Annotated in this window: 7 protein-coding genes; 2 read left to right on the top strand and 5 right to left on the bottom strand. The window is 73.5% G+C overall.

The features are described 5' to 3' along the window. Positions 1–19: 19 nt before the first annotated feature. The 4 genes from OG764_RS06165 to ccrA form a co-directional block, all read right to left on the bottom strand. The gene (locus OG764_RS06165; protein ID WP_328967371.1) at positions 20–11032 is read right to left on the bottom strand and encodes an SDR family NAD(P)-dependent oxidoreductase; all 11013 of its coding nucleotides are present in this window, start codon (positions 11030–11032) and stop codon (positions 20–22) included. Positions 11033–11275: 243 nt separating this feature from the next. Beyond that, positions 11276–12142, bottom strand: a complete 867-nt coding sequence (locus OG764_RS06160) for a 3-hydroxybutyryl-CoA dehydrogenase (RefSeq protein ID WP_328967370.1) — start codon at positions 12140–12142, stop codon at positions 11276–11278. Further along, positions 12139–13200 carry a 3-oxoacyl-ACP synthase III family protein gene (locus OG764_RS06155; protein ID WP_328967369.1) on the bottom strand — a complete coding sequence of 354 codons (1062 nt, stop codon included), beginning with the start codon at positions 13198–13200 and terminating at the stop codon, positions 12139–12141. The genes OG764_RS06160 and OG764_RS06155 overlap by 4 nt, the downstream gene beginning before the upstream one ends. Positions 13201–13204: 4 nt before the next feature. Beyond that, the gene (gene ccrA, locus OG764_RS06150) at positions 13205–14548 is read right to left on the bottom strand and encodes a crotonyl-CoA carboxylase/reductase (protein ID WP_328972894.1); all 1344 of its coding nucleotides are present in this window, start codon (positions 14546–14548) and stop codon (positions 13205–13207) included. Positions 14549–15250: 702 nt separating this feature from the next. Between ccrA and fusA the strand changes: the two genes are divergently transcribed. After that, complete coding sequence (gene fusA / locus OG764_RS06145) at positions 15251–17317, top strand: elongation factor G (RefSeq protein WP_328972893.1); 2067 nt, start codon at positions 15251–15253, stop codon at positions 17315–17317. A 103-nt stretch (positions 17318–17420) separates the two neighbouring features. Then, positions 17421–17780, top strand: coding sequence for a zinc ribbon domain-containing protein YjdM (locus tag OG764_RS06140; RefSeq protein ID WP_328967368.1), 360 nt, complete (start codon positions 17421–17423; stop codon positions 17778–17780). 114 nt (positions 17781–17894) lie between these two features. Here the strand turns inward: OG764_RS06140 and OG764_RS06135 are convergent, their stop codons facing one another. Next, positions 17895–18485, bottom strand: coding sequence for a hypothetical protein (locus tag OG764_RS06135; protein ID WP_328967367.1), 591 nt, complete (start codon positions 18483–18485; stop codon positions 17895–17897). Positions 18486–18521: the final 36 nt, after the last annotated feature.

The raw sequence follows: 18521 nt of genomic DNA, 5'->3' as shown, positions 1-18521 counted from the left end.
TTCGTGTCTCCAGGACTCTTCAGGATCCGAGGCTCTCGCGAGCCATCCGGACGAGGGCGTCCACGTCCAGGGCGTCGATGTCGATGTCGATGTCGGGACCGGCATCCGGGCCGACCGGTCCGGCGGCGCCGTTGCCGCCGGTCGTGCCGCCCGCGGTGGGTGCCGCCGGGCCGGCCAGCTTCAGCAGCTCGTCCAGCAGGCCCGAACCGCGCAGCCGGTCGATGGACAAGGTGGTGAGCATCTGGCGGATGTCGCCGTCGTCGACTCCACCGCCGATCGCCTCTTCCTCCGCCGTGCCCGCCCCGGCCGCGGGGGCCAGCTCGGTGCGCAGGTGCTCGGCTACGGCGTGGGGGCTGGGGTAGTCGAAGACGAGGGTGGCGGGGAGGCGGAGTCCGGTGGTCTTGTTGAGGCGGTTGCGGAGTTCGACGGCGGTGAGGGAGTCGATGCCGAGTTCCTTGAACCCGCGCCGGCCGTCCACCGCGTCCGCACTGCCGTAATCGAGGGTCGCGGCCACTTCGCCGCGCACCAGATCGAGCAGCAGCTCCTCCTGGGCCTCACCGGTGAGACCGGTCAGCCGCTGGGCGAGCGAGGGGCCGGACGCGACGGCACCACCCGCGCCGCGGGCCGTCGCCGCAACCGCCCTGCGCGCCGGGGTGCGCACCAGCCCCCGCAACAGCGGCGGCAGTTCGGACCCCCGGGCCCTCAGCGCGGCCGCGTCGAGCGGCAGCGGAACGGCGCCGGACACACCGAGCGAGAGCGCGGTGTCGAACAGCTCCAGACCCTGCGCCGGATCGATCGGCAGCATGCCGGTCCGGGCGAACCGGTTCCGGTCGGCCTCGCTCAGCTCGGCCGCCATACCACCCTCGGCCCACGGGCCCCACGCCAACGACAGGGCGGGGAGACCGAGATGGCGCCGGTGCTGGGCGAGCGCGTCCAGATAGCTGTTGGCAGCCGCGTAGTTGGCCTGGCCGGCGCCTCCCACGAGCCCCTGAATCGACGAGAAGAGGATGAAGGTGGTGAGGGTGGTGATGTGTTGGGTGGCGTGGTGGAGGTGGTGTGCTGCGGTGGTTTTGGGGTTGAGGACGGTGGTGGTGCGGTGGGGGGTGAGGGAGGTGAAGATGCCGTCGTCGAGGGTGCCGGCGGCGTGGATGATGCCGGTGAGGGGGTGTTGGGTGGGGATGGTGTTGAGGATTTGTTCGATTTCGGTGGGGTTGGTGATGTCGGCGGCGGTGATGGTGATGTGGGCGCCGAGTGCGGTGAGTTGGTTGTGGAGTTGGGTGGCTCCGGGGGCTTGGGGTCCGCGTCGGCTGATGAGGTGGAGGTGGCGGACGTTGTGGTGGGTGATGAGGTGGTGGGCGAAGAGTCCGCCGAGTGCGCCGGTGGCTCCGGTGATGAGGACGGTGCCGTCGGGTGTGAAGTGGGGGGTGGTGGGTGTGTGGTTGCTGGTGGTGGTGGTGCGGGTGAGGTGGGGGGTGTGGAGGGTGTTGTTGCGGTGGGCGAGTTGGGGTTCGCCGGTGGTGAGGGCGGTGGTGAGGAGGGGTGTGAGGGTGTGGGGGTCGTCGGGGTTGGTGTGGGGGTCGAGGTCGAGGAGGATGATGCGGTCGGGGTTCTCGGTCTGAGCCGACCGCAACAGACCGTGAGCCGCGGCTCCCGGCAGGTCCACGACGTCGTCCTCGGCGCCCACCGCGACCGCGCCGCTGGTGACCAGTACCAGGCGTTCGCGCTCGGGACGGTCCTCCGCGAGCCACTCCTGGGTCCGGACGAGTGCCTCGTGGACCGTGTCATGGACGGAGGCGCCGGCGGTCAGCCGCAGCACGGTGGCGTCGGTGACATCGACCGCCGAGGCAGCCGACGTCGCCGAGCCGTGCGTGGCGCCGGGGATCAGCGGCTTCCACTCCACGCGGAACAGGGAATCGTGGCTCCGGCCGCCGCCCGCCGCGTCGAGCTGCTCGGCCGATACCGCGCGTGAGGCGAGCGACGCCACCGTGGCCACCGGGGCCCCGGCCGGGTCGTAGACCTCGATCGTCACCGCGTCCGTGCCCGCCGGAGCGAGCCTGACCCGGGCGGCCGTGGCCCCCGCCGCGTGCAGCCGTACACCGCTCCACGCGAACGGCAGCCGCGGCTCGCCGGTGCCGGGCAGTACGCCCAGCTCGATGGCGTGCAGCGCCGAATCCAGCAGTGCAGGGTGCAGGCCGAAGGCCCCAGCGTTCTCCAACTGGTCTTCTGTGAGGGAGAGTTCCGCGAAGACTTCGGTTCCGCGCCGCCAGACCGTACGCAGACCCTGGAAGGCGGGCCCGTAGTCGAAGCCCTGCTCGGCCAGGTCCTCGTACCGGCCGGCGAGGTCCACCGGCTCGGCGCCGGTCGGCGGCCATGCCGTGAGTCCCGGTCCGGCGGGCGGCTCCTCGGACGCCAGTACGCCCTCGGCGTGCCGGGTCCACTCCTCCGCGAAGTCGGTGTTCTCCGGGCGGGAGTGCACGGTCACCGGCCGCCGGCCGGACTCGTCCGGGACGCCCACGGCCACCTGGAACTGCACGGCCCCCTTGCCCGCCAGGATCAGCGGTGCCTCGAGGGTCAACTCCTCGAGGTGGCCCGCCCGCGCCTCGGCCCCGGCCTGGAGCACCAGCTCCACGAAGGCGGTGCCCGGCAGCAGCACCCGGCCACGCACCGCGTGGTCGGCGAGCCAGGGGTGGGTGCGCAGCGACAGCCGGCCCGTCAGCAGCAGTTCGTCGCTTTCGGCCCGTGTGACGACGGCGCCGGCCAGCGGGTGGGCCGACTCGCCAAGTCCGATGGACGCAGCGTCCGTTGCCGCGGCGGGGGCCACTTGCTGCCAGTAGGTCTTGTGCTGGAAGGGGTAGGTGGGGAGGTGGTGGGGGTGGGTGGGGTGGTCGCCGAGGAGGGCGTGCCAGTCGGGGGTGATGCCGCGGGTCCAGAGGTGGGCGACCGCGGTGGTGAAGGACTGCGGTTCGGGGCGGTCCCGTCGCAGGGCCGCGAGGAACTCGGGCTCGGTCGTCGTGCCGCTGTCCGCGGAGTCGGGGATGCAGGCGCGTCCCATCGCGGTCAGCACGCCGTCGGGGCCGAGTTCGAGGTAGGTGGTGACGCCGTGTTCGTGGAGGGTGGTGATGCCGTCGTGGAAGCGGACGGCCTCGCGGACGTGGCGCACCCAGTAGTCGGGGGAGGTGAGTTCCTCGGTGGTCGCGATGTCGCCGGTGAGATTGGAGACGACCGGGATCCGCGGCGCGTGGTAGGTGAGCCCGGCGGCGACCTCCCGGAACTTCTCCAGCATCGGGTCCATGTGGGGCGAGTGGAAGGCGTGGCTGACCTGGAGCCGGCGGGTCTTGAAGCCCTGCTCCTCAAGTCGCTTCGCCACGGCCAGAACGGTCAGCAGGTCACCGGAAATCACGGTGGAAGCGGGCCCGTTGACGGCGGCGACGGCCACCTCGTCCGCACATTCCGCAAGCTCGGCGGCCACCTGCTCCTCCGTCGCCCGCACGGACACCATCGCGCCGTTCTGCGGCACGCCCTGCATGAGGCGGCCGCGGGCGGCGACCAGCGTGCAGGCGTCGGCGAGCGACAGCACTCCGGAGACGTGGGCGGCGGCCAGCTCTCCGATGGAGTGACCGGCCACGAAGTCAGGGCGCAGTCCGAGGTGTTCGGCGAGCCGGAAGAGGGCGACCTCGAGGGCGAACAGCGAAGTCTGCGTGTAGACCGTCTGGTTCAGCAGCTCGGCATCCCAGCCGTCGACCGTCTCGTCCGTGCCGAACATGACGTCCCGCAAGGACTGTCCGAGGTGGGTGTCGAGGTGCTTGCACACCTCGTCGAGGGCCTGGGCGAACACCGGCTGGGATGCGTACAGTTCGCGGCCCATGCCGGGTCGCTGGCTGCCCTGACCCGTGAACAGGAACGCCAGCCCTCCGGCCACCGCCGAACCCTGGACGACGCGCTGCCCGGAACCGCCCTCGGCCGCCACCGTCAGATCGGCCAGGAGTCCTCCGCGGTCCTCCGCCACGACGACCGTACGGTGCTCCAGCGCGGCCCTGGACGTACCGAGGGCCAGTGCGACCGCGGCGATGTCCGCGTCCCGGTCCTGTTGGAGGTGGACGCGCACCTGCTCGGCCTGGGCGCGGAGCGCCTCCGGCGTCTTGGCCGAGAGCGGCACGGTCACGACAGCCGGGTTCGCGGGCGCTGTGGGATGCAACTCCGCTACGACAGGGGCTTGTTCGAGGATGACGTGGGCGTTGGTGCCGCTGATGCCGAAGGAGGAGACGGCGGTGCGGCGGGGGCGTCCGGTGTCGGGCCAGGTCTGTTCTTCGTTGAGGAGGGCGACGGTGCCGTCTTCCCAGTCGATGAAGGGGGAGGGTTCGTCGGAGTGGAGGGTGCGGGGGAGGATCCCGTGTTCCATTGCCTTGATCATTTTGATGACGCCGCCGACGCCGGCCGCGGCCTGCGTGTGTCCGATGTTGGACTTCAGGGAGCCGAGCCACAGTGGCCGGCTGCTTTCGCGGCCCTTGCCGTAGGTGTTGATGAGGGCGGTGGCTTCGATGGGGTCGCCGAGGCGGGTGCCGGTGCCGTGTGCCTCGACGGCGTCGATGTCGGAAGCGGCGAGTCCGGCGTTGGCGAGTGCGGCGTGGATGACGCGTTGTTGGGAGGGTCCGTTGGGTGCGGTGAGGCCGTTGCTGGCGCCGTCTTGGTTGATGGCGCTGCCTCGGACGACGGCGTGGATGTGGTGGCCGTTGCGTCGGGCGTCGGAGAGGCGTTCGAGTACGAGGACGCCGACGCCTTCTGACCAGCCGGTGCCGTCGGCTTGGGCGGAGAAGGGTTTGCAGCGGCCGTCGGGTGCGAGTCCTCGTTGGCGGCTGAATTCGATGAAGGTGGAGGGGGAGGACATGACGGTGACGCCGCCTGCGAGGGCGAGGGAGACTTCGCCCTGGCGGAGGGCTTGTGCTGCCATGTGGAGGGCGACGAGTGAGGACGAGCAGGCGGTGTCGACGGTGACCGCAGGACCTTCCAGCCCGAACGAGTACGAGATACGGCCGGACAGCACACTCGCCGCCGAGCCCGTCATCCGCTGGCCCTCGGCACCCGCGGGCGCGCCACCGTCGTAATCGCGGAACATGAACGTGCCCGCGTACACGCCGGTGTCGGATCCCCGCAGGGTGGTGGGGTCGATGCCGGCCCGCTCGAAGGCTTCCCAGGAGGCCTCCAGCAGCAGCCGCTGCTGCGGGTCCATGGCGAGGGCCTCGCGCGGCGAGATGCCGAAGAACTCGGCGTCGAAATCACCCGCGGCGGCCAGGAAGCCGCCGTGCCGCGTGTACGACGTACCCGCCGACTCGCTGTCCGGGTCGTACAGGGCGTCCAGGTCCCAGCCGCGGTCCTCCGGGAAACCGGAGATCGCGTCGCCGCCCGAGGCGACCAGCTCCCACAGTGCCTCGGGGGAGCCGATGCCGCCCGGCAGTCGGGTGCTCATGCCGACGATCACCACCGGATCGTCGTCACCGGCCGCCGCGACTGTGGCGGCCGTCCGCGGTGCGGGCGCCTGTGCGTCCTGAAGCTCGGTGAGCAGCAGACGGATGACCGCGTCGCCGGTCGGGTGGTCGAAGACGAGGGTGGCGGGCAGCCGTACGCCTGCGGCCTTGCCGAGCCGGTTGCGGAACTCGACCCCGGTGAGCGAATCGAAGCCCAGCTCCTTGAAGGTGCGCGCCGTATCGACGGCCGCGCCCGAAGCATGCTCCAGGACTGCCGCGATCTGCGCCGCCACGAGGTCGCCGACGGCGCGCTCGCGCTCGGACTCCGGGAGTTCCGCGAGCCGCCGGGCGAACCCGGACCGCGCCCCGGACCGCGCCCCGGAGGGGCCGTCGGAGCGGGCTCCGGTGGCCTCGGCCTGGCCGTAGGCCTCTCCGTGCGCCTCCCCGCCCGGCTCGCCGGTGGCCCGTTCCGCGGCCGCCCGGCGGGGGTTCCGGGCCGGTCGCACCAGCCCGGACAGCATCCCGAGGGGCTCTGCGCCGCTCTCCCCGCCGTGGGTGTAGGCGCCGGTCAGGACGGCCGGTACCAGCGCGGCCTCGTCCATCGACCGGGCCGTGCCGAGCAGCATGGTCACCTCGCCCGCGGACAGCGCCGGCGGGCCGTCGACGCCGCCCGTCGAGTCCGTACCGTCCGCGGCCCACGGTCCCCAGGCCAGGGACACGCCGGGCAGCCCCAGTGCGCGGCGGTGGTGTGCGAGCGCGTCGAGGAAGGAAGCCGTACCGGCCACGACCCGGTCCGCGCCGCCGATCGTCCCTGCGACCGAGGAGAACAGCACGAACTCCGACAGCTTCAGGTGCCGGGTCAGTTCGTGCAGGTGCAGGGCCGTGTCGGCGCCGGCCGCCGGACCGGCGGCGTGCACGACGGCCGTCAGCGGGCGCTCGGCCGGCACCCCGGCCAGCAGGGCGGCCAGGGCCCGGCGGTCACCCGTGTCGCAGGCGGCGAACGTGACCTCGGCTCCGGCCGCGCGCAGTTCGGCGGCGAGCGCGGCCGCGCCGGGCGCGTCCGTGCCGTCGGGCGCGGCCAGGAGCAGGTGGCCTACGCCCTGCTCGCGGGCGAGGTGGCGGGCCACCAGTGCGGCGGCCGTACCGGCGCCACCGGTGATCAGCACCGTGCCCTTGGACTCCCAGACCGCAGCACGGCCGACCGCGGGCACGGCACGCTCCAGGCGCGGTACGAACAACAACCCGCCGCGCACCGCCACTTCGGGCTCGCCCGAAGCGAGGACGGCGGGCAGCGCCGCAGCCGACTCCGGCTGCCCGTCGAGGTCCACCAGGCCGAACCGGCCCGGGTGCGCGGCCAGCGCCGACCGTACGAGACCGGTGGCCGCCGCATGGGCCAGGTCGGGCACCGTGTCGCCGGCCCGGACGGCCACGGCGCCGCCGGTCACGACGACCAGCCGGGACCCGGCGAACCGCACGTCCGCGGCCCAGGCCTCCAACAGCTCCCCGAGCTCCGGATCCGCAGCCCCCCGCCCGGCCACCGGCACGAGCACCACGGCGGGCATGGCGGATCCGGCGGCATCGGGCGCAGAGGACGAGGGCGCCGCGGCATCCGCACCGGCACCGGGCACGGCATCCGTTCCGGCCACGGAGTCCAGGTCCGGGAAGAGCCGCGGTGCCTGCACGATGACGGCGGCCGTCGCAGCCGTCGTAGCCGTCGTAGCCGTCGTCGCCGCGGCGCCCGCGGGTGCCTCGGTGCCGCCCAGGACGGCCCAGGACGTGTCGAAGGCCGGTTCGCGGTCCGGCGCGGTGGGCGTCAACTCCTGCCACTTCAGGCGGAACAGCGCGTCGTGACGGAGCGGCCGGGCCAGCGCGGCCCGCAGCTCATCGGCCGGTACGTCGAGCAGGCGCAGCGCGCCGACGGTGACCACGGGCAGGCCGGCGATGTCGTCGGCCCGCAGGCCGAACCCGCCGTCGGCACCGGCCGTCAGCCGCAGCCGGAGCTGCGCCGCGCCCACCGCGTGCACCTCCACGTCCTGCCACTCCACCGTCCGCCCGGCACCCGCGGCTGCCGCGGTGCCGAGTACGGCGTCCAGCACCTCGGGTGCCAGCAGCGCCGGGTGCAGCGCGTACCCGCCGGACACGGAACCCTCGGCTCCCGTGCCGGATGCGGCCGGTGCCGAGGCGGACGGCGCCACCCCGGCGGCGTCGACCTCCGCGAAGACGTCGTCGCCGCGCCGCCACAGCCGGTTCAGACCCAGCTCCGCAGCGGCCGGGCCGACGGGCAGCGCGTACGCCCCGGCCGGCGGCCACTCGGCGGGCGCGGCGAGTGCCGGACCGTCGGCGGGAGCCGCCGGCAGCAGCTCACCCTCGGCGTGCCGGGTCCAGGACCCGTCCGGGCCGGCGCCCTCCGGCCGCGCGTACACGGCGAGCGTCCGGCGCCCGTCCGGGTCGGCGGCGCCCACCGCCACCTGCACCTGTACGGCGACTTCGGCCGCTTCGTCCGCACCGGAAGCCCCGCCCGCGGGCGCCACCGCGAGCGGGGCGAGCGGCGTCAGCCGCCCGACCCGCGGCGAGCCCGCCTCCAGGCCCGCCCGCACGGCGAGTTCGAGGAACGCGGACGCCGGCAGGAGCAGTGCGCCGGCGTCCGCAAGCAGCCCGTCCGGGACGTTCCTGTCGGCGAGCCACGCGAGGTCCGGGGCGGAGATCCGTCCGGTGAGGATCACCTCGCCGGAGTCCGCGCGCCGGACGACCGCGCCCAGCAGCGGATGCCGTGCGGCGGCCAGGCCGGCCGCGCCCACGTCCGCGGAGCGCGCAGGGGCCTGCAGCCAGTACCGCTCGCGCTGGAACGCGTACGTCGGCAGGGCGATCCGGTGCCCACCGCCCCGCTCGACGACCTGCTGCCAGGCCACCGGCGTCCCCTGCACGTGGAGTCGGGCGAGCGCGGAGTGGAGGGTGGGGACCTCCGCCCGGGCGGCGCGCGCCGTCGGCACGAAGAGCGACCCGTCCCCGGTGACGCAGTCGCGGCCCATCGCGGTGAGCACGGCATCCGGCCCGACCTCGACGAACGTGTGCGCGCCCAGCTCCTCCAGGGCCCCCATGCCCGCGTGGAAGCGGACGCCCTCGCGGGCGTGCCGGACCCAGTGAGCGGGGGTGGCGATCTCCTCGGCGGTCACGGCGCGCCCGGTCAGGTTGGAGACGACCGTGAGCCGCGGCGCGTGGTAGGTCAGGCCCTCCGCGACCGCGCGGAACCCGTCGAGCATCGCGTCCATGTGCGGCGAGTGGAAGGCATGGCTGACCTGGAGCCGCTTGGTCTTGCGTCCGCGCTCGCGCCACTGCCCGGCGACGTCCAGGACCGCGTCCTCGTCGCCCGCGATCACCGTCGACAGCGGGCCGTTGACGGCGGCGACCGCCACCGAGTGCTCCCGGCCCGCGAGGGTGGCGAGGACCTCTTCCTCGGAAGCCTGCACGGCGACCATCGCACCGCCCTCGGGCAGCGCCTGCATCAGCCGGCCGCGGGCGGCGACCAGGGTGCACGCGTCGGCCAGCGACAGCACGCCCGCCACGTGGGCGGCGGCGAGTTCACCGACGGAGTGGCCGAGGACCATGGCCGGGGCGACACCCCAGTGCGCCAACAGCCGGTGGAGGGCCACCTCGAACGCGAAGATCGCGACCTGCGTGTAGCCGGTCCGGTGGATCAGGGCCGCGTCGTCCGTGCCCTCCTCGGCGAACATGACCGTACGCAAAGGCCGTTCGAGCATGCCGTCGACGTGCGCGCACACCTCGTCCAGCGCCCGGGCGAACACCGGGTGGGCGGCGTACAGTTCACGCCCCATCCCGGACCGCTGGCTGCCCTGCCCCGTGAACAGGAACGCCAGGCCGGCCGCCCCGCCCCCGTCGACCGCGGTGGTCGCATCGTCGGCGGCTGCCGCGGCCGTCACCTTGCCGAGCCGGACGTCCGCCCGCTCGACCCCCGCGGCGAGATCCGCGAGCGCGCCGAGCAGCGCCTCACGGTCCGGTACGAGGACGGCCGCGCGGTGTGCGAAGTGCGTACGGGTCGTGGCGAGCGAATGCACCACGTCCCGCAGCGGGGCCTGCCCGCCCGGCCCGGTGAGGTGCTCCGACAGCCGGGCGGCCTGAGCGCGCAGGGCGTCCGCGGTCCGCCCCGACAGCAGTGCCGGAGCCACCACGGCCGAAGCCACCACCGCCGGCCCGTCGCCCGGACGGTCGGCCGGGTCCTGCCCGGGCTCCCCGGCCGGCTGCCAATCGGACAGCACCAGATGGCAGTTGGTGCCGCCCATCCCGAAGGAACTGACCCCCGCGAAGACCGGCGCGCCGGCCTCGCCGCTCCCGCCACTTCCGTCGCTCCGGCCGCGCAGCGGCCGTGCCAGAGTGTTGACCTCGATGCGCAGCTCGTCCAGCGGGATCGCCGGGTTCGGGCGGACGAAGTTCAGGCTCGGCGCGAGCACCCCCTCGTGCAGGCACAGCACCGTCTTGATCAGCCCGGCGATGCCCGCCGCGCCTTCCAGGTGGCCGATGTTGGGCTTCACCGAGCCGACCAGCAGCGGCGCGTCCGCCGGCCGGTCCGCCCCGAGCGCGGCGCCGAGCGCGGCCGCCTCGATCGGGTCGCCGACCGGCGTCCCGGTGCCGTGCAGCTCCACGAACCGCACCTCGGCCGGCGCCACGCCCGCCTGGGCGCAGGCCTTGCGCACGAGGTCCTGCTGCGCCGAGCCGCGCGGTGTCGTCAGCGCGGCGCCGCCGCCGTCGTTGTTCACGGCGCCGCCGCGGATGACTGCGTACACGGTGTCCCCGTCGGCGACCGCCTGCCGCAGCGGCTTGAGGACGACGACCCCGCCGCCCTCACCGCGCACGTAGCCGTTGGCGCGGTCGTCGAAGGTGTAGGTGGTGCCCTCGGGGGACAGCGCGCCGAAGCGGTCGGCGACCGTGAACCCCTCCGGTACGAGGTTCAGGCTGACTCCGCCGGCCAGCGCGACGGAGCTCTCGCCCGAGCGCAGGCTCTCGCACGCCAGCTGCACGGCGACCAGCGAGGAGGACTGCCCGGTGTCGACGACCAGGCTCGGGCCCTGCAGTCCCAGCACGTACGACACACGGTTGGCGATGATGCTGCGGCTGGTGCCGGTGATCGAGCGGTGGGTCACGGCGTCGGCGCCGTGGCCGTGCGCGAGCTTGGCGTAGTCGTCCCAGATCGCGCCGATGAACACGCCCGCCGCGCTGTCCCGCAGGTCCGCGGGGAGGATCCCGGCGTGCTCCAGGGACTCCCAGGCGAGTTCGAGGACGAGCCGCTGCTGCGGGTCCATCACGGCCGCCTCGCGCGGCGAGATGCCGAAGAACTCCGGGTCGAACGTGTCGATCCGGCCCAGATGGCCGGCCGGCCTGGCGACGGCGTCGGCGCTCAGGCCGGGCCGCCCGTCGGGGACCGGCCCGACCGCACTCGCGCCCTCGGCCAGCAGCCGCCAGAAGGCGGCGGGACCGGGCGCGCCGGGGAAGCGGCAGGAAAGTCCGACGACGGCAATGGAATCGTCCGGCACGGGGGACCCGGGACGGATGGCCATGTTCTTCGCTCCCTATCGGGGAAACAGCGCGCGGAAGGACGCCCTTCACGCGCGGAGAAGTGCTGGATGCTCTGACAGTTCGTGAGAGGTGGGGGGTGGGGAGGTGGGGGGAGGGCTCGGACCGCGGGCACACGGGCACACGGGCGCAGCGGGAGACGGGGAGCGGGCTCGTGGTCAGCGTTCGTCGACGCCCGGGGGCACACCGCCGCCCCCATCGGAACGGCCGTGTGCCCGCCGGTCCTGCTAGCGGTACGCGTGGAAGCCGCGCCCGGACTTCTTGCCGAGCAGGCCGCTCTCGACCATCCGGCGCAGCAGCGCGGGCGGCGCGTACAGGGGCTCCTTGAACTCCTCGTACAGCGCCTCGGAGATCGAGACGGTCGTGTCGAGGCCGATCAGGTCGGCCAGCGCCAGCGGCCCGAGGGGGTGCGAACAGCCCATCGTCATGCCCCGGTCGATGACCTCAGCGGTGGCGTGGCCGGACTCGACCATGCGGATCGCCGACAACAGGTACGGGAACAGAAGGGCGTTGACGACGAAGCCCGCCCGGTCCGGCGACCGCAGGACCGTCTTGCCGAGCGCGTTCGCCACGAACCACTCGGCCCTGTCCGTCGTCTGAGGGTCGGTCAGAAGCGTGCCGACGATCTCGACCAGGGGCAGCACCGGCACCGGGTTGAAGAAGTGGATGCCCACCACCCGTTCCGGCCGTGCGGTGGCGCGGGCGAGGCGCGCGATCGACAGCGACGACGTGTTGGAGGCGAGGACCGCGTCCGGCGCTGCCACGATCTTGTCCAGGGCGGCGAAGACGTCCAGCTTGAGGTCCTCGTCCTCCTTCACGGCCTCGATCACCAGCTGCCGGTCGTGGAGTTCGCCCAGGTCTCGGGTGAAGGTGATGCGGCCCAGCGCCTCGTCGCGCTGCGCGGCGGTGAGCTTGCCCCGGGACACGGCCCGCTCCAGGGAGGCCGCCACCCGCGCCGGACCGGCCGCCAGTGAGCGGTCCGAGGACACGGCGACGGTCACCTCGCGGCCCGCCTTCGCGCACAGTTCCGCGATGCCGGCCCCCATGATGCCGCTGCCGACCACGCCGACCCGCAGGATCTCCGCGGTGCTCATGCGGACACCCCCCAGCGCAGCAGCGACGCACCGATCGACATGCCGCCGCCGAAGCCGGCCAGCAGCACCAGGTCGCCGGGCGCGAGCGCACCCGAGCGGTTCGCGTCGTCGAGCGCGACCGGTACCGAGGCGCTGCCCACGTTCCCGTACTTCTGCAGGGTGCGGTGGGTCGTGGCCCGCGTCAGTCCGGCCAGTTCGACCACCTCGCCCAGCATCACGCCGTTGGCCTGGTGCGGCACGAAGTGGTCCACCTCGTCGAGGCGTACGCCCACCCGGTCCGCGAGCGCGGTGAGCGCGGGCGGCACGTGCTCGGAGACGAAGTCCCGGACCCCGCGGCCGTTCATCCGGAAGTAGTGCCCGCCCTCGGCGACCGTGGCCGCCGACGCCGGGTTGCGGCTGCCGCCCGCCTCGACCCGGATCAGGTCGTGGGCGTCGCCGCGACTCGCCAGGTCGATGCCGACGATCCCGTACGGCTCGGCCACCGGGCCGACGATCGCGGCGCCCGCCCCGTCGGCGAACAGCACGGCCGTCCGCGGGTCCGAGAAGTCCAGGATCCGCGAGTAGAGGTCGGCGCCGATCACCAGGACGTGCGCACCGGGCCGCCGGCCGGCCAGCGCGTGCGCCAGCTCCAGCGCGTACACGAAGCCGCTGCACACCACGTTGACGTCGAAGCACGCCGCGCCGTACGCGCCGAGGGCGTCCTGCACCAGGTAGGAGGTCGGCGGCTGCGGGAAGTCGCCCGTGGACGTGGACACGATCAGGTAGTCGATCCGGTCCGCGGTCAGGCCGGCCTGCCGCAGCGCCTGCTCCGCGGCGCGCACCGCCAGGTCGGAGGTGGCCTCGTCCGGCGCGGCGTAACGGCGCGACACGATCTGGGTCTTGCGCTCGATCCACTCGGCCGTGACGCCGACCCGCGCCGCGACCTCCTCGTTGCCGACCTCGTCCTTGGGCAGGTAGGAGCCGGTGGAAATGATGCCGATAGGCGTGTCCGTCGTGTCCGTCGTGTCCGTCGTGCCCGTCGTGCCCGTCGTGCCGGTGGTGCTCGTCGTGCCGGTCATCGCCTCACGCCACCTTTTCCACGGCCCGTAGGGGATTCAGCCGGTCGGCGCCGATCGCGGCGCGCCGTTCGGGATCGGTGACCCCGAGACCTTCCTCCGGAGCCAGGCACAGCACACCCACCTTTCCGGCATGCCGGTTCTCCTGCACCAGGCGTGCGGCCTCCGCCACGTCGGACAGCGGGAACACCTCCGAGAGGACCGGAGAAATGTGCCCCAGCCCGAACAGCCGGTTGCATTCCCACTGCTCCTGGAGATTCGCGGCATGGCTGCCGATGATCCGCTTCAGATTCATCCACAGATAGCGGTTGTCGAACTGGTGCTGATATCCGGTGCTCGAACCGCACGTGACCACGACACCGCCGCGCCGCACCACGAAAACGGAAATGCCGAAGGTGGCCTGCCCGATGAAATCGAAGACCACGTGCGGATCCTCGCCGACCGCCGCCCGGATGGCACGGCCGAGCCGCTTGCCCAGTTCGATGGTCCGCTCCGGCGTGAGCGCGTCGTCACCGCCGAGCCCGATCTCGTTCCGGTTGATCACCACGTCGCAGCCCAGCCGGCGGAGGATCTCCGCCTTGCGCTCCGAGCTGACCACGCCGACCGCGATCCCGCCCGCGTTCTTGACCATCTGCACGGCGTACGCGCCCAGCCCGCCGGTCGCGCCCCAGATCAGGACGACATCGCCCTGCTTGATGCGGGCGCCCTTGTCGCTGACCAGCATCCGGTACGAGGTGGCGGCCGTCAGCATGACGCTCGCCGACTCCTCCCAGGTCAGGTGCGCCGGCTTGGTGAGCAGCTGGCTGGCGCGGACCACCGCGTAGTGCGCGAGCCCGCCGAAGTTCGTCTCGTAGCCCCAGATCCGCTGGCCCGACCCGAGCATGCCATCCGCGTGGGTGGCCGGCTCCTGGTCGTCGACCTGGACACAGCTGACCACCACGTGGTCGCCCGGCTTCCACTTGCGCACGCCGGCGCCGACGCGCACCACCACGCCGGAGGCGTCCGAACCGATCACGTGGTACGGCACGTCGTGGCGCGCCGCATAACCGCCCTCGCGGCCGAAACGCTTGAGGAATTCGAAGGTGGGGACCGGCTCGAACATCGCGGACCACACCGTGTTGTAGTTGATCGAACTGGCCATGACGGCCACCACGACCTCATCCGGTGCGAGTTCCGGCATCGGGACCTCGCCGACGTGAAGCGATTTCCGCACGTCCTTGTCGGAAACCCCCTCGAACATCCCGAGGTCCTCAGCCCGGAGATGCGCTGCCAGATATGAACCGGGCAGTTCCGTCGCCGCTATCTCCTCCGGGCCGGCTCCTCGCAGAAGGGCCTCGGTCAAAGCATGCATGCCAACCTCTCCTTCAGGAAGGCGGCCACCGAGAACCAGCGGCCGCCACTTCGGCAGGCTATGCAGTGGCGGCACCCCGGCCATACCCTTAAATGACCCCTAGAAGCACCCCAGGAACAGCCCGGACCCGACCCCAACCCGTACGGGTCGCAGCCCGGTTGAACCCCTCACGCCCGGCACCGACCCGGCCGCACACGGGTGGTGACGGGAGCGGGGCCCCGCGGTAAATGCGGTGACGGAACCGGGCCCGGTTCCCTAGAGTCGCTCCCACGCAGCCACGAGCGTGGCATTGCGCCCGCCAGACATTGCTGGCCGTCGAACGAAGGGAGCCGGGCCGTGCGCGACCACACCGCCGTCCGCGCTCCCCGCGCCCGGTACGACGTGATCCCGGTGTCTCCCGCCGCCCGGTGACGGCTGCGCGGCTCTCACCGGAAACCCCTTACGAGACGAACCCCGGCCACCCGGCGGGCTGTTGAGCCTGCCGCGGTGCGCCGTGTTCCGCCGCGGTCCCCGCGATCCGGCACGCCCCGGCGCCCACCCGCGCCGCACGGCCGTGCCCTCGCCGCCCCGCCGCGTCCGTCCGTACATCGCGCCGCCCCGTTGAACCAGCCACGACGAAAGGCCCGGGCCGTGCGTACCAACCAGCCCGCCACACCGACCACTTGCACCACACCCGCCACGTACGTCGACGCACTCGCCGCCGTGCGCAACCTCGGCATCCTCGCGCACGTCGACGCCGGCAAGACCACGCTCACCGAACGCGTCCTCTTCGCCACCGGAACCACCCACAAACGCGGCGAGGTCCACGACGGCACCACCGTCACCGACTACGACCCGCAGGAACGCGACCGGGGGATCACGATCTTCGCGGCCGCGGTCAGCTGCACGTGGGACGCCCACCGCATCAACCTGATCGACACCCCCGGACACGTCGACTTCGCCGACGAGGTCGAACGTTCGCTGCGCGTCCTCGACGGCGCCGTGGCCGTCTTCGACGCCGTCGCGGGCGTCGAACCGCAGAGCGAAGCGGTGTGGCGGCAGGCCGACCGCCACGGTGTGCCGCGCATCGCGTTCGTCAACAAGATGGACCGCGCCGGCGCCGACCTCGACACCGCGGTGACGTCGCTGCGGGACCGGCTGCACGTCGTACCGCTCGTGGTCCAGCTCCCCATCGGACAGGAGGACGGCTTCACCGGCGTCGTCGACCTCGTCCGGATGCGCGCGCTGACCTGGCACGCGGGCCGGGACGCCGTCGAGGAGGGTGCCGTACCCGAGGCGCTCCGCGAGGAGGCGCTGCGGCGCCGGCGCCGGCTCGACGAGCAGGTGGCGGAGCTCCATCCGGCCGCCCTGGAGGAGTACTGCGCCGGGGCGGCACTCTCGGCCGCCACCCTGGCCGCGGCGCTGCGCGACCTGACGCGCAGCGGTGACGGCGTGGTCGTGCTCTGCGGATCCGCGTACCGCAACCGGGGCGTCGAGCCGCTGCTCGACGCGGCCGTCGCCTACCTGCCCGCACCCGTGGACGTGCCACCGGTACGGGGCACCCACGGCACGGCGGTCGTCGAACGGCCCGCCGACCCGGCGGCGCCCTTCGCCGCGCTCGCCTTCAAGGTGAACGCGACGGCCACCGGACGGCTGACCTGCCTGCGCGTGTACGCGGGAACCCTGCGCAAGGGGGACACCGTGCTGGACGCGGGCGCCGGCCGTACCGAACGCGTCGGCCGGATCCTGCGCATGCGGGCCGACCGGCACGTGGAAGTGGAGGAGGCCGTGGCCGGCGACATCGTGGCCGTGGTCGGGCTCAAGACGGCCCGCGCCGGGTCCACGCTGTGCGCGCCGGACGCGCCGCTGGTGCTGGAACCGCCGACGGCCGCCGTGCCGGTGGTGTCCGTCGCGGTGGAGGCGGGCGGCAGCGCCGATGCCGGACGGCTGTCGTCGGCGCTGGCCCGGCTGGTCGAGGAGGACCCGTCGCTCGCGGTGCGGACGGACCCCGAGACCGGCCAGACGGTCCTGTCGGGGATGGGCGAACTGCACCTGGAGGTGGCGGTGGAGAAGATCCGGCGCAGCCACGGCCTGCACGTCGCCGTGGGCCGGCCGCGGGTCTCCTACCGGGAGACGGTCGCCCGCGGCGTGAGCGGGCTGGTGTACCGGCACGTCAAGCAGGACGGCGGCGCCGGCCAGTTCGCGCACATCGTCCTCGACGTCGAGCCGCCGGACACGGACACCGGCACCGGCACCGGCGCGGGCACGGAGACCGGCGGCGGGTTCGTGTTCCGCTCCACCGTCACCGGCGGCCGGGTGCCGCAGGAGTACGTGCGGGCCGTGGAGGCGGGCTGCCGGGACGCGCTCGCCGAGGGTCCCCTCGGCGGGCACCCGGTGACCGGGCTCCGCGTCACCCTCACCGACGGGGCCACCCACCCCAAGGACTCCTCGGAGATGGCGTTCCGGGCCGCGGGTCGCTTCGCCCTGCGCGAGGCGCTGCGCCGCTGCCGGATGGAACTGCTGGAACCGGTGGCCGAGGTCGTCGTCACCGTGCCCGACGACGGCGTCGGCGCGGTGCTCGGCGACCTCGCGGCCCGGCGCGGACGCGTCGCGGGATCGACCGCGCGCGCCGGGACCACGGCCGTCACCGCGGTCGTGCCCCTGGCCGAGCTGTTCGGCTACGCGTCCCGGCTGCGCAGCCGTACCCAGGGCCGCGGCACCTTCACCACCCGCCCCACCGGCTACGCCCCGGTCCCGGCGGCGGTGTCCGCCACGGTCCTCGCAGGCTGAGGGCCGCGCCGGCCCGCTCCCGGCCCCCGTCGGCCTCGCCCGCGTCCCGGGGCGCATGATCCGGCCACGCCGGCGAGGCTGAAGGGGGGCGTAGAATCCCGGGGTGAACGAGTCTGCTCTGCCCCCCTGCCCCGAGTGCTCCGGCGCCTACACCTACGAGATGGGCGCGCTCCTGGTCTGCCCCGAGTGCGGCCACGAGTGGTCGCCCGGCACCTCCTCGGAGCCCGCAGCGGGCTCCGAGGAGCGGGTGGTCAAGGACGCCGTCGGCAACGTGCTGGCCGACGGGGACACCGTGACCGTGATCAAGGGCCTGAAGGTCAAGGGCAGCACCTCGGGCATCAAGGCGGGCACGAAGGTGCGCAACATCCGTCTCGTGGACGGCGTGGACGGCCACGACATCGACTGCAAGGTCGAGGGCTTCGGCCCCATGCAGCTCAAGTCGAGCGTGGTCCGCAAGGGCTGATGCAAGAACGCCGGTGTAAGGCCTGACCCGTACACCTGCCGGTATGCCGGAGCCCGGGTGCGGACGTCCGCACCCGGGCTCCGGCACACCGGGAGCGGGCTCCCGCGCGTCGGCTCAGGCGTCCGCCACCGCGCGGGTCCGGAGCTCGTCGGCGAAGTCCCGCACGGTGAGCCGCGCCCGGCCCATGTCGAAGACGGCCAGGTGGAAGGCGGCGTGGGAGGTCACCCGGACCACCGCACCGGAGTCCGGCCCGGTCACCTCCACGGTGACGATCTGCGCGAAGCCGCGGTTGGCCGGCGCCCGCCGCACCGCCCGCAGCCGCCCGCCCGCACGGTCCTCCCGGCGGACCTGCGTGCCGGGGAGCGCCTTGAGCGCGCTGCGCGCGGCGCGGAACGCCGTCTGCGGGTCCACGTCCAGCCGGACCTTCGCGCCGTGCCCGGGGGCGACCGTGGAGCGGTCCACCGGTATCCCCGCCGCGCGCAGCGCCCGCAGGTGCAGCAGGCCGGAGACCAGGAAGATCAGGAACAGCATCGTGATCACGATGCCGGCCGCCGCTCCGGCGGCGAGCAGCGTGTCCGACACCGGCCGCTGCGGATCGTCGCCGGTCGCGTGCGTGGACAGGATCAGCAGGGACGCCAGGACCAGCCCGGCGCCGGCCGCGAAGGCGAGGGCCCTGGTGACGATGTAGAGACGGACGGCGGGCATGGTCGTTCTCCTCGGTGCGAGCGGGGCGTGCTGTGC

Source organism: Streptomyces sp. NBC_00239, assembly GCF_036194065.1.
In the GTDB taxonomy this organism is placed as follows: Bacteria; Actinomycetota; Actinomycetes; order Streptomycetales; family Streptomycetaceae; genus Streptomyces.
This window is presented reverse-complemented; position numbering and strand designations above follow the sequence as displayed.

Bases quoted from the DNA above. Each gene is read 5' to 3' on its own strand.
- OG764_RS06165 (WP_328967371.1), bottom strand. From the start codon at position 11,032: ATGGCCATCCGTCCCGGGTCCCCCGTGCCGGACGATTCCATTGCCGTC.
- OG764_RS06160 (WP_328967370.1), bottom strand. From the start codon at position 12,142: ATGAGCACCGCGGAGATCCTGCGGGTCGGCGTGGTCGGCAGCGGCATC.
- OG764_RS06155 (WP_328967369.1), bottom strand. From the start codon at position 13,200: ATGACCGGCACGACGAGCACCACCGGCACGACGGGCACGACGGGCACG.
- ccrA (WP_328972894.1), bottom strand. From the start codon at position 14,548: ATGCATGCTTTGACCGAGGCCCTTCTGCGAGGAGCCGGCCCGGAGGAG.
- OG764_RS06135 (WP_328967367.1), bottom strand. From the start codon at position 18,485: ATGCCCGCCGTCCGTCTCTACATCGTCACCAGGGCCCTCGCCTTCGCG.